Source organism: Streptomyces sp. NBC_01275 (genome assembly GCF_026340655.1).
Lineage (GTDB): Bacteria > Actinomycetota > Actinomycetes > Streptomycetales > Streptomycetaceae > Streptomyces.
In genome coordinates this window covers 2,617,444-2,631,316 of sequence record NZ_JAPEOZ010000001.1, presented here as the reverse complement: position 1 = coordinate 2,631,316, position 13,873 = coordinate 2,617,444, and the positions used below count along the sequence as shown (strand labels likewise).

Annotated in this window: 1 protein-coding gene; it reads right to left on the bottom strand. The window is 72.9% G+C overall.

The annotated features are described in order from the left end of the window. Window positions 1-59 precede the first annotated feature (59 nt). Entirely contained in the window at window positions 60-13,808 is a 13,749-nt protein-coding gene (locus tag OG562_RS11335; protein ID WP_266396325.1) for a type I polyketide synthase, read from the bottom strand. Between the last annotated feature and the right edge of the window lie 65 nt (window positions 13,809-13,873).

Sequence of the window (13,873 nt, the reverse complement as noted above, 5' to 3'; positions counted from 1 at the left end):
GTGGTCGAAGGGGCGGTCCGAGGCGGGTCCGAGAGCGGGATCCGAGGCGGGATCGCGGCTCAGGACAGGTCCAGTTCGGCCTCGGCCAACCGGAGGATGTCGTCGTCGCTCGCCAGCTCCAGGTGGTCCGCGCTCGCGCCGGCGGGGTTCGAGGCGTCCGCAGCGGACGTGCGGTCGGGGGACTGCCACTCGGTCGCGAGCCTGCGCAGTCCGGCCGCCATCCGCGCGCGGTCCGCAGGATCCGCCAGCCGCTCGCCCAACGCGTCCATGAGCGTGCGCAGTTCGCCGAGCGCCAGGTCGGCGGCGGGCTCCGCGGCGTCGTCGGCCAGGCCGAGCTCGGTCAACAGGTGCTCGGCGAGCGCGGTGGGGCTCGGGTGGTCGAACACCAGGGTCGCCGGGAGCCGCAGCCCGACGCCGGCGGCGATGCGGTTGCGCAGGTCGACTGCCGCGAGGGAGTCGAAGCCGAGGTCCTTGAAGGCCTGCCGCGCACCGATCGTGCCGGTCCCGGCGTGGCCCAGCGTCGCCGCGGTGTGCGCGAGGACCGCGTCGAGCAGCCCCGCCAGCCGCTCCCGCGGAGCGAGCGGCCGCAACCGGTCGACCAGGGAGTCCTCTCGCGCCGAGGCGTCGACGCGCTCGCCCTGCCGGGCCGTCGGCCGCAGCGCCGACCGCGACGCCGTCCGCGCCTGCGGCGCCAGGGCCCGCAGTACGGCCGGCGGGTTCACGGCCTGCCGCAGCGCGGCGGGGTTGAGCTTGACGGGGACGAGAACGGCGGGGGCGACGGGGATGCCGGTGGAGGTGGCGGTCGAGACGCCGGTGAGCGTCGTGTCAGCGAGCCCGGAGCTGCGGAAAGCGGTGTCGAAAAGGGTGAGGCCCTCCTCGTCGCTCATCGCGAGGACGTCCTGCTTGAGATGTCCCTGCGCCCCGGCCAGCAGTGCGCCGGTCATCTCGCTCGCCTGCTCCCACAGCCCCCAGGCCAACGACAGCGCGGGCAGCCCGCGTTCCCTGCGGTACTCGGCGAGGCCGTCCAGGAAGCCGTTGCCGGCCGCGTAGTTGCCCTGCCCCGCGTTGCCGAGCGTGCCCGACGCCGAGGAGAACAGGACGAACGCCGCCAGATCCAGCCGCTCGGTCAGCCGGTGCAGATGCCACGCCCCGTCGACCTTGGGCGCGAACACCCGGTCGACGCGCGAGGGATCCAGCGAGGTGAACACACCGTCGTCCAGAACGGCCGCGGAGTGGATCACCGCCGTCAGGGGGTGCGCCGTCGGCACGCCCGCGATCAGCCGCCCGGCCTGGACCGGGTCGCCGATGTCGCACGCGACCACCGTGACCGCCGCCCCCAACGCCGTGAGCTCCTCGACCAGGTCCCGCGCGCCCGGCGCGTCCGCACCCCGTCGACTCGTCAGCAGCAGCCGGCGCACGCCGTGCCGGGTGACCAGCCGACGCGCGACCAGAGCACCCAGGGTGCCGGTGCCGCCGGTGACGAGGACGGTGCCGTCGGGGTCGAGGGCACGTGCCGGGGCGTAGCCCGGCCCGTCGTTCGACCTGTCGTTCGACCCGTTGTCCGGTGTACCGGTCGGCTCGTGCCGGATCAGGCGCGGTACGGTCACTGCCCCGTCGTGCACGGCCAGTTGGGGCTCGCCGGTCGCGATCGCGGCGGGCAGCAGCCGACGGGACTCCGGCGCGTCGTCGACGTCGACCAGGACGACCTGCCCGGGGTTCTCCGACTGCGCCACCCGGACCAGCCCCCACACCGCGGCCATCGCCGGATCACGCCGTGCCGCCCGGGTCAGCACCACCAGCGGCTCGTCGGGCACCCCGTCCGCCAGATGCCGCTGCACCCCGTCCAGCGCCCGCGCGACCAGCACCCGCGCACGGTCGGGCATGGCGGAATCGGCGACGACGTCTTCCGCGGCCGGCGTGGCCAGGTCCAGCACCGCACCGAGTACGGGTGGTGCGGTTGCGGTTGCGGTTGCCGTTGTGGCCGTGGGTGTCTCCAGCGGCTGCCATGCCGTGCGCAGCAGCATGTCGCCGGTCGCGTCCCGGCCGGGCAGCCGGTCCAGGTCGGCCGGACGCATCGTCAGCGCGCCGATCGTGGCCACCGGGGCTCCCGTGGGGTCGGCCAGGTCGACGGTGATGTCGTCCGTGCCGGACGGCCGGACGCGCACCCGCAGGGCGGTGGCTCCCGTCGCGTGCACCGCCACCCCGCTCCAGGCGAACGGCAGCCTCGCCGGCGCGTCCGGCCCCGAGCGGCCGGGCAGGAACGCGGCCGCGTGCAGTGCGGCGTCGAGCAGGGCCGGGTGCAGCAGGAAGTCCGACACGCCCTCGGCGTCTTCGGGCAGCGCCACCTCGGCGAAGACCTCGTCGTCCCCGGCCCAGACCCGGCGCAGCCCCCGGAACAGCGGGCCGAACTCGAAACCGGCGGCGCGCTGGACGTCGTAGAAGCCCTCGACCGGCACCGCCCGGGCCGTCGACGGCGGCCAGACGGCGGGGACGTCGGCGGGCGTCGGCCGTACTCCGCCGAGGAAGCCGGTCACGTGCCGGGACCACGGCGTGCCGTCGAGCGCGTCCTGGGCACGGGAGTGCACCGCGACGGACCGCAGGCCCGCTCCGTCCCGCGCCCCCACGGTCACCCGCAACTGCACGGCTCCCGAGGCGGGCAGCGCCAGCGGCGACTCGACCACCAGCTCCGACACCGCGGACTCGCCCGACTCGTCGCCGGCCCGCACCACCAGTTCGAGGAGCGCGGCGCCGGGGACCAGGACGGTACCCGAGACGGAGTGGTCCGCGAGCCAGGGATGCGTGTTGAGCGAGACGCGGTTGGTGAAGACCGCCCCGTCCGACTCGGGCAACTCCACGACCGCGCCCAGCAACGGATGCCCGCTCCGGCCGAGACCGACCGCACCGATGTCCGTCGACGCTGATCCCTCACCGCTGCCCGGCTTCAGCCAGTAGCGCTGGTGTTGGAAGGGGTAGGTGGGGAGGGGGGTGTGGGTGGTGGTGTGGGTGGTGGGGAGGTGCCAGTGGGGGGTGTGGTGGGTGGTGGTGTGGAGGCGGGCCAGGGCTTGGAGGAAGGTGGTGTGTTCGGGTTGGTTGCGGCGGAGGGTGGGGAGTGCGGTGGCGGTGGCGGTGGTGTGGGTGGGGGTGTTGGTGAGGGTGTCTTCGATGGCGGTGGTGAGGACGGGGTGGGTGCTGATTTCGAGGTAGGTGTGGTGGTTGGTGTTGGCGAGGGTGGTGATGCCTTGGTGGAAGTGGACGGGTTGGCGGAGGTTTCGGTACCAGTAGTGGGTGTTGAGGGTTGGTTGGGTGATCCAGTTCTGGTCGGTGGTGGAGTACATGGGGGTGGTGGGGGTGTGGGGTGTGATGTCGTGGAGGAGGTGGGTGAGTTCGTCGTGGATGGTTTCGACGTGGGGGGTGTGGGAGGCGTAGTCGACGGGGATCTTGCGGGCTCGTATGCCTGTTTCGGTGAGTTTGTGGTGGAGGTGGTCGATGGCTTGGGGGTCGCCTGCGGTGACGGTTGAGGTGGGTCCGTTGAGGGTGGCGATGTGGAGTCGGCCGTTGTAGGGGGTGAGGTGGTGGGCGACCTGTTCGGCTGGCAGGGGGATGGAGAGCATGGCGCCGTGTCCGGCGAGGTGGCGGGCGATGGCTTGGCTGCGGAGGGCTACGACGCGTGCGGCGTCGTGGAGGGTGAGTGCTCCGGCGATGTGGGCTGCGGCGATTTCGCCTTGGGAGTGGCCGATGACGGCGTGGGGGGTGATGCCGTGGTGTTGCCAGAGTCGGGCGAGGGCGGTCATGAGGGCGAAGGAGGCGGGTTGGACGACGTCGACGCGGTCGAGGGTGGGTGCGCCGGGTGTCTGGCGCAGGACGTCGGTGAGTTTCCAGTCGCAGTAGGGTGCGAGGGCTTCTTCGCAGGCGGCGATGGCTTGGGCGAAGACGGGGCTGGTGTCGAGGAGGCCTGCGCCCATGCCGGCCCATTGGGTGCCCTGGCCGGGGAAGACGAAGACGAGTTTCCCGTCGCTCTGGCCGGTTCCGGTTCCGGTTCCCGTTCCGGTTCCGTTTCCGGTGATTACTGCGCGGTCGGGGGTGCCGTCGGCGAGGGCGGAGAGTCCGCGCTGCAGTTCTTCCCGGTCGGCGCCGACGATCACTGCGCGGTGTTCGAGTCGGGCTCGCCGCAGCAGTGATCCGGCGATGTCGGTCACGGTGGCGTGGGGGTTGTGGGTGATGTGGTGGTGGAGTCGGCGGGCCATGTCCGCCAGGGCGGTCGGGGTCTTCGCGGACAGGATCCAGGGCACGACCGCGGGCGACGCCTCTTCAGAGACGTCCGGAGAAGCGGGTTCGAGAGCTTCGACGGCTTCGACGGCTTCGTCAGCTTCGACGGCTCCGAGAGCATCCGGCGCTTCCGGCGCTTCCTCGAGGATGACGTGCGCGTTCGTCCCGCTGACGCCGAAGGCGGAGACGGCGGCTCGGCGGGGGCGGCCGGGGTCGTTCCAGGGGCGGGGTTCGGTGAGGAGTCGGACGGTGCCGGCGGACCAGTCGACGTGGGGGGTGGGTGCGTCGACGTGGAGGGTCTGGGGCATGGTCCGGTGGCGTAGGGCGAGGACGGTCTTGATCACCCCGGCCATGCCCGCGGCGGCCTGGGTGTGGCCGACGTTGGACTTGAGGGACCCGAGCCAGAGCGGGTGTTCGGGGTCCCGGCCGTTGCCGTAGGTGTTGATGAGGGCCTGGGCCTCGATCGGGTCGCCCAGCACCGTGCCCGTGCCGTGGGCCTCGACGAGGTCGACGTCCTGGACGTCGAGCCCGGCGTTGGCGAGGGCCTGGCGGATGACGCGCTGCTGGGAGGGGCCGTTGGGTGCGGTGAGGCCGTTGGACGCGCCGTCCTGGTTGATCGCCGTACTGCGGACCGTGGCCAGCACGGTGTGGCCGTTGCGGCGGGCGTCGGACAGTCGCTCGACGAGGATGACGGCGACGCCCTCGGACCAGCCGGTTCCGTCGGCGGCCGCCGCGAAGGCCTTGTTACGGCCGTCGGCCGCGAGTCCGCGCTGCCTGGAGAACTCCACGAAGGTCGACGGCCGGGCCATCACGGCCACGCCCCCGGCGACGGCCAGGTCGCACTCGCCCGAGCGCAGCGACTGCGCGGCCAGATGCAGGGCGACCAGAGAGGACGAGCAGGCGGTGTCCACCGTTACCGCCGGCCCCTCGAAGCCGTAGGTGAAGGACACCCGGCCGGACAGCACGCTCGGCAGGTTGTTGTGGGACGTATAGCCGTCCACGCCTTCGCCGATGAGGTCCGCGCCGATGGTGTACCCGGTGTGGAAGCCGCCGGCGAAGACGCCGGTCCGCGAACCGTGCAGGGTCGTCACGTCGATGCCCGCCCGCTCGAAGACCTCCCACGAGGTCTCCAGGAACACCCGGTGCTGCGGGTCCATGCCCAGCGCCTCGCGCGGCGAGATCCGGAAGAACCCCGGATCGAAGTCGGCCGCGCCGTCGAGGAATCCGCCCCTGCGGGTGTACGTCTTGCCCGGCAGTCCCGGCTCGGGGTCGTAGATGCCGTCGACGTCCCAGCCCCGGTCGGCCGGGAAGTCGGACAGCGCCTCGCCGCCGGAGTCGAGCAGCTGCCACAGGTCCTCGGGGGAGGCGATGCCGCCGGGCAGCCGTACGGCCATGCCGACGATCGCGATGGGATCGTCGCCCACGGATGCGGTGCTGGTCCCGGTGGTGGAGGCGGTCACGGCGGCCGTCGGGGCGTCCTCGTCCCGGGTCGGGCCGCCGGTCAGCTCGTCCAGCAGGAACCGGGCCACCGCCCGCGGCGTCGGACGGTCGAAGAGGAGCGTGGTCGGCAGTCGCAGACCGAACTCCTTGACCAGGGTGTTGCGCAGCTGCACCGCCGTCATCGAGTCGAAGCCCTGGCCGGTGAACGGAGCGTCCGCGTCCACCGCCGACGGGTCCGGGTGTCCGAGCACGGCCGCCGCGTGGGCGCGCACACTGCTCAGTACGGCGGACTCCCGGTCGGCCTCGGGCAGTGCGGCGATCCGGCCGGCCAGAACGGTCCCGGTCCCGGCTCCGGACCCGTTGCCCGAGCCCGTCGTGCCCTCCGCGCCGACCTCGGGTTCGCGCAACGCCGCCTGGACTTCGGAGAGTTCGCTCAGCAGCGGGCTGGGGCGCGCGGCGGTGAAGCCCGGCGCGAACCGCGCCCAGTCGATGTCCGCCACCGACACCGCGGTCTCGTCCCGCTCGACCGCGGCGAACAGTGCGCGGACCGCCGTCTCCGGGTCCATCGCCGTGACGCCGAGCCGCGCCAGCCGCTCCGCGGCCCCGTCGACCGCGCCGAGGCCCGCCCCGGCCCAGGAACCCCAGGCGACGGAGGTCGCCGTCAGCCCGCGCCGACGCCGGTCCCGGGCCAGCGCGTCCAGGTAGGCGTTTGCCGCGGCGTACGCGCCCTGCCCACCGCCGCCCCACACGCCCGCGTTCGACGAGACGAGGACGAAGGCGTCGAGCGGACGGTCGCCGAGCACCGCGTCCAGCGTTCGCGCGCCGACGACCTTCCCCGCCAGGATGCGGGCGAACTCCTCCGGCGGCGTCTCGGCGATGAGGCTCTGCTGCCCCAGCCCCGCCGCGTGCACGACGGCGGTCAGCGGCCGGTCGTCCGGCACCGCCGCGATCAGCGCGGCCAGTGTGGTCGAAGCGACTGAGACGGCCGGTGCGCCTGAGGCGTCCGACGCCTCCGACGCCTCCGACGCCTCCGACGCCTCCGGGTCGGCCAGGTCGCAGGCGGCCACGGTCACCGATGCGCCGAGCCGTTCGAGCTCGGCGACCAGCTCCGTCGTACCCGCCCCGGCGGCTCCCCGGCGGCTGACCAGCAGCAGATGCTCGGCACCCGCGCCCGCCAGCCGGCGGGCGATCTGCCCGCCGACGCCTCCGGTGCCGCCCGTCACCAGGATGGTGCCGCGCGGGTTCCACGTCCGCCGGGCCGGGCCCTCGCCCAGAGGCGCCCGCACCAGCCGCCGGGCGAACACCCCGGAGCCGCGGATCGCGAGCTGGTCCTCGTCGCCCTGGCCGTGCAACGCCCCGACCAGCTGCCGTAGCGCACGCTCGTCAGGCTCCGCCGGCAGGTCCACCAGACCGCCCCACAGGCGAGGCTGCTCCAAGGCCGCCACCAGCCCGAAACCCCAGGTGAGCGCCTGGACAGGGGTTACTTCCGGCCCGTCGGGACCGTCCGTGCCGCCCGTCGTCACCGCCCACAGCGGAGCGGTGACCTCGGCTTCGGCCAACGCCGGCACGAGCGCCGCCAGCAGCGCGAGCCCGGTCGGCACGGCCGGAAAGACGGCATGCGGCCGCTCGTCCAGCGAGAGGAACGACAGCACAGCCCCGTACTCGGCCCCCGCCGCCCTCTCCGCTGCCAACCGGTCGGCCAGAACGCCCCGTTCGGCGTCCCCGTCCCCGATCTCCCATACGACGCACTTCGTGCCGTGGGCCTCGAGCGCGCCCAGCGCCCTGGTCACCCTGCCGTCGTCGGCGAAGCCCTCCGGGACCACGACCAGCCAAGTCCCGGACACCCGGCTCGGGTTGACGATGCCCAGCCGCCGCCAGACGACCCGGTACCGCCACGCGTCCACCGCGGCACGCTGCCGACTGCGCCGCCGCCAACTCGCCAGCGCGGGCAGCGCGGAGGCTACGGCCTCCCGGTCCCGACCCTCGGCCGCGTCCAGCGTCGCCGAGAGGACGGACAGGTCTTCCTCCTCGACCGCCTTCCAGAACAACGCCTCCTGCGGATCGGCCGCCGCTGCCGTCTGCTGCTGCGGCGCGGGCGTCGGCCAGTAGCGCTGGTGTTGGAAGGGGTAGGTGGGGAGGGGGGTGTGGGTGGTGGTGGGGGTGGTGTGGGTGGTGGGGAGGTGCCAGTGGGGGGTGTGGTGGGTGGTGGTGTGGAGGCGGGCCAGGGCTTGGAGGAAGGTGGTGTGTTCGGGTTGGTTGCGGCGGAGGGTGGGGAGTGCGGTGGCGGTGGCGGTGGCGGTGGCGGTGGCGGTGGTGTGGGTGGGGGTGTTGGTGAGGGTGTCTTCGATGGCGGTGGTGAGGACGGGGTGGGTGCTGATTTCGAGGTAGGTGTGGTGGTTGGTGTTGGCGAGGGTGGTGATGCCTTGGTGGAAGTGGACGGGTTGGCGGAGGTTTCGGTACCAGTAGTGGGTGTTGAGGGTTGGTTGGGTGATCCAGTTCTGGTCGGTGGTGGAGTACATGGGGGTGGTGGGGGTGTGGGGTGTGATGTCGTGGAGGAGGTGGGTGAGTTCGTCGTGGATGGTTTCGACGTGGGGGGTGTGGGAGGCGTAGTCGACGGGGATCTTGCGGGCTCGTATGCCTGTTTCGGTGAGTTTGTGGTGGAGGTGGTCGATGGCTTGGGGGTCGCCTGCGGTGACGGTTGAGGTGGGTCCGTTGAGGGTGGCGATGTGGAGTCGGCCGTTGTAGGGGGTGAGGTGGTGGGCGACCTGTTCGGCTGGCAGGGGGATGGAGAGCATGGCGCCGTGTCCGGCGAGGTGGCGGGCGATGGCTTGGCTGCGGAGGGCTACGACGCGTGCGGCGTCGTGGAGGGTGAGTGCTCCGGCGATGTGGGCTGCGGCGATTTCGCCTTGGGAGTGGCCGATGACGGCGTGGGGGGTGATGCCGTGGTGTTGCCAGAGTCGGGCGAGGGCGGTCATGAGGGCGAAGGAGGCGGGTTGGACGACGTCGACGCGGTCGAGGGTGGGTGCGCCGGGTGTCTGGCGCAGGACGTCGGTGAGTTTCCAGTCGCAGTAGGGTGCGAGGGCTTCTTCGCAGGCGGCGATGGCTTGGGCGAAGACGGGGCTGGTGTCGAGGAGGCCTGCGCCCATGCCGGCCCATTGGGTGCCCTGGCCGGGGAAGACGAAGACGAGTTTCCCGTCGGTCTGGTTGTTGCCGGTTCCGGTTCCGTTGCCGTTGCCGTTGCCGGTGATTACTGCGCGGTCGGGGGTGCCGTCGGCGAGGGCGGAGAGTCCGCGCTGCAGTTCTTCCCGGTCGGCGCCGACGATCACTGCGCGGTGTTCGAGTCGGGCTCGCCGCAGCAGTGATCCGGCGATGTCGGTCACGGTGGCGTGGGGGTTGTGGGTGACGTGGTGGTGGAGTCGGCGGGCCATGTCCGCCAGGGCGGTCGGGGTCTTCGCGGACAGGATCCAGGGCACGACCGCGGGCGACACCTTTTCGGAGACGTCCGGAGAAGCGGGTTCGAGAACTTCGAGAACTTCGACGGCTTCGTCAGCTTCGACGGCTCCGAGAGCATCCGGCGCTTCCGGCGCTTCCTCGAGGATGACGTGCGCGTTCGTCCCGCTGACGCCGAAGGCCGAGACGCCGATGCGTCGGGGACGGTCGGCGCGGGGCCACGGCACGGACTCCGTGAGGAGTTCGACGCGGCCGGCGGACCAGTCGACGTGCGGGGTGGGCGCGTCGACGTGGAGGGTGCGGGGGAGGGCGCCGTGCTGCAGGGCGAGGACGGACTTGATGACTCCGGCGACTCCGGCGGCGGCCTGGGTGTGGCCGATGTTGGACTTGAGGGAGCCGAGCCACAACGGTCGTTCGGCGTCCCGGCCCTTGCCGTAGGTGTTGATGAGGGCCTGGGCCTCGATCGGGTCGCCCAGCACCGTGCCCGTCCCGTGCGCCTCGACGGCGTCGACGTCGGCGGGGGCGAGCCCGGCGTTGGCGAGGGCCTGGCGGATGACGCGCTGCTGGGAGGGGCCGTTGGGTGCGGTGAGGCCGTTGGACGCGCCGTCCTGGTTGACGGCCGTGCCACGGACCGTGGCCAGCACGGTGTGGCCGTTGCGACGGGCGTCGGACAGTCGCTCGACCAGCACCACCGCGACGCCCTCGGACCACCCCGTACCGTCCGCCGCGGCCGCGAACGGCTTGGGACGCCCGTCCGGAGCCAGCCCGCGCTGTCGGGAGAACTCCACGAACGACGACGGCTGGGCCATGATCGCGACGCCTCCGGCGACGGCCAGGTCGCACTCGCCGGAGCGCAGCGACTGCGCGGCCAGATGCAGGGCGACCAGAGAGGACGAGCAGGCGGTGTCGACCGTTACCGCCGGGCCCTCGAAGCCGAACGTGTACGCCACCCGGCCGGAGACGACGCTGGCGGCCGTCCCCGTGCTGCGGTACCCCTCGGTGTCCTCGGTCGCCTGGGCGAGGCCCAGGTTGTAGTCCTGGTTCATCGCGCCCGCGAACACGCCGGCCCGGCTGCCGTGCAGGCTCGTCACATCGATGCCCGCGTGCTCGAAGACCTCCCAGGCGGTCTCCAGGAACACCCGCTGCTGTGGGTCCATCGCCAGTGCCTCACGGGGCGAGACGCCGAAGAAGCCCGCGTCGAACCCGCCCGCGTCGTGCAGGAAGCCGCCGTCGCGGACGTAGGTGCGGCCGGCCTGCTCGGGGTCGGGGTCGTAGAGGCCGTCCACGTCCCAGCCGCGGTCGGCGGGGAACGCGGTGATGCCGTCCAGGCCCTGGTCGACGAGGGTCCACAGGTCCTCGGGGGAGGCGATGCCGCCGGGCAGCCGTACGGCCATGCCGACGATCGCGATGGGGTCGTCGTCCGCCGATGCGTTTGCGGCTGCTGTTGTGGCGGCGGTTTCGGCGGTCGTCGGGGCGTCGTCGTCCCGGGTCGGGCCGCCGGTCAGCTCGTCCAGCAGGAACCCGGCCACCGCCCGTGGCGTCGGATGATCGAAGACGAGCGTCGCGGGGAGCCGTAAACCCGTGCTCTCCATCAGCTTGTTGCGCAGCTGAACGGCCTGCACGGACGTGAACCCCAGTTCCTTGAAGGCCCGTTCGGGCAGGACGACCCCGGCCGACGCCTCGCCCGAGACGTCCGCGGCCGCCGTGCTCACGGCGTCCAGCAGCCTGCGCAGCCGGTCCGACTCGGGCAACGCGGCGATCTCCGCACGCAGTTCACCGGCCCGACCGGCGTCCGCCGAGACCGTGGGAGCGTCGATGAGCCCGCGCAGCAGGGCCGGCACGGAATCCCCGTACAGGGTCAGTGCGTCGAGCCGCAGGGCGAGGGCCGACGGCTCGCCCGACATCAGCGCGGCGTCGGCCATGGCCGGCAGATCCCGCCGGGACAACGTGCCCACGCCGGCGGGCAGCGGCCGTACGGAAGGGGTGGGCGTGTCGTCCTCGGACCACGGGCCGACCGACAGCGACAGCGCGGGCAGCCCGCGATCCCGGCGGCGCAGCGCCAAGGCGTCGCAGAACGCGGCGAACGCGGCGTCCTCGGGATCGCCGACGGCGCCGAGCGCACCCGATGCCGCCGACAGCAGGACGTACGTCGCCGGGTGGCCGTCGGCCGGGAGCTCGTCGAGGAGCTCCTCCAGCGCGAGGGCGCTCGCGGCGGCGGACGCGAAGGGACCGGACGCGGCGTGCACGACCGTGGAGACGGCGCGCCGAGTCCCGCCGAGCGCCGCACGCAGCGCCGAACCGTCACCGGCGGGGCAGGAGGTCACGGCGACCACGGCTCCCGACTCCCTTGCGAACGCGGCGAGTTCGGCGACCGCCGGGTCCTCCTCGCCCCGCTCGCCGATCAGCAGCAGACGACGCGCACGATGCCCCGCGACCAGATGCCGGGCGACGGCCGCACCCACCGCGGTGTCCGCGCCTACGACGACCACCGTGCCCGTGGAACGCGCCGTCACCCCCGACTCGGCCCCCGCGCCGACCGCCAGCCGCTCCAGGGCGGGGGCCAGAAGACTCCCCGACCGCACGGCCAACTGCCCGGCCCCTGAAGCCAGTACGGCGGCCAACACGGAGGCGGGCAGCACGGCCCCGCCCTCCTCGACACCGTCCGTACCCGTACCCGTACCCGTACCCGTACCTGTACCCGCATCCGTGCCCGCGTCCATGAGCGTGTCCGCGTCCGCGTCCATGTCCATGTCCACGTGCGTCAGCCGGTCGCCCCACTCCGGCTCGCCCTGGAGGCCGCGCAGCAGACCGGCGACGGCCGCCTGCGCCGGGTCGGGTCGCTCGTCGGGCCGTACGGCGACGCCTCCGCGGGTGACGACCACCAGGCGTGCCGAGCCGGGGCGTTCGCCGTCGGCGGCCCATGCCCGGACCCGGGCGGTCACGTCCGCGACCAGTTCTCCCGCATCGGTCCGTGTTCCCGGCGCCGGCAGGACGGTGACGTCGGCGGCGGCGGGCGGCAGGGTTTCATCGGCCAGGCCAGGGGCCGGCACCGACGGCAGAGGCGTCCACTCGGTGCGGAAGAGACTTTCGTAATAGCCGCTTCCCGCCGCCCGCAGCCGGGCCGGCTCGTCGAGGAGGACGTGACGGGTCACCTTGCCCGACCGCGTCCGCGGGATGCGGGTCACCTCGTACAGCTCCTCGGGGACCTTGAAGTAGGCCAGCCGCTCCCGGCACGCGGCGAACAGCGCGTCGGTGTCGAAGCCGTCCGGGCCCGGCACGAGGAAGGCGACCGGCACCTCGCCCAGGACGTCGTGCGGCTTGCCTGCCACCGCGACGTCCGCCACGCCCGGCACCGAGCGCAGCACGTCCTCGATCTCGGCCGGGTGGATGTTCTCGCCGCCCCGGATGATCAGGTCCTTGATCCGGCCGGAAACGGTGAAGTAGCCGGCTTCGTCGCGGCGGGCCAGGTCACCGGTGCGGTACCAGCCGCCGCGCAGCGCCTGCGCGGTCTCCTGCGGGCGGTTGTGGTAGCCGACCATCACGTTGGGGCCGCTGACCCACACCTCGCCCTCGGCGCCGACAGGCACGTCCCGTCCGGTCTCCGGGTCGACGAGCCGTACGTTCAGCCCGGGCACCGGCAGTCCGCAGGAGCCCTCGACGCGCACGCCGTTCGGCCAGTTGACGGTGATGGAGCCGGAGGTCTCGGTGGAGCCGTAGGCGTCCAGCAGCGGCACGCCGAAGGTCTCCTCGAACGACCGGTGCAGCGCCGCCGACGTCACCGCGCCGCCGACCAGCCCGATCCGCAGGTCGGGTGCGGTGACCCCCTGCTGCTGCGCGGCCTGGACCAGCTGGTGGTAGAGGGTGGGCACGCCGGCGAGGAACGTCGGCGACTCCTGGCGCAACGCGGCGAGGACCTCGTCGGCGGAGTACCCGTCGACGATCCGCGCCGAGGCCCCGACCGCGGTCACCGCCAGCACGCACGCGATGTGCGACAGGCTGTGGAACAGCGGCAGCGGCCACAGCACCCGGTCGTCCGGGGTCAGGTCCAGGGCGGGCGCGTAGCAGGCGGCGACCGACCACAGGCAGTTGCGCTGGGTGGACAGCACGCCCTTCGGCCTGCCGGTGGTCCCGGAGGTGTAGAGCATCCACGCGACGTCGTCCAGGTCCAGGCTGTCGCGGGCGGCCGTCGGGGGCTCGGCGGCGGCCAGGGCCTCGAAGGAGACCGCCCCGGCCGGCATCCGCTCACCGCCGGTGACGACGAGCCGCGGGTGGTCGGCCCCGTCGAGCACCCGGGCCACCTGCCCGGCGTGGGCGGGGTCGGTGACGACGACCCGGGCGCCGCTGTCGGAGAGGAAGTAGGCGAGTTCGGCGTCGGAGGAGTGCGGGTTGAGCGGTACGCCGATCGCGTCGGCCCGGGTGACGGACAGATAGCTCTCGACCGTCTCGACCCGGTTGCCCAGGTAGATCGCGACCCGGTCGCCGGGGTGCACGCTCAGCGCGGCGAGGTGTCCGGCGACGCGGCGGGTCCGCAGTTCCAGTTCGGCGTAGGTGACTTGACGCTGGGCATCGGCGAAGGCAGTCTTCCCGCCGAAGCGTTCCGCGTGTTCGGTGAGAATCTCGGGCAACGGCCTGATGAGTTCCGTGCGCAGCATCCGTTATCACTCCTAGAAAAGGCGATCCGCGTGTGAAGGCGCCACAGAAAATTCTTGCGTGAATT

Coding starts and splice junctions, on each gene's coding strand:
- OG562_RS11335 (WP_266396325.1), bottom strand. CDS start 13,808: ATGCTGCGCACGGAACTCATCAGGCCGTTGCCCGAGATTCTCACCGAA.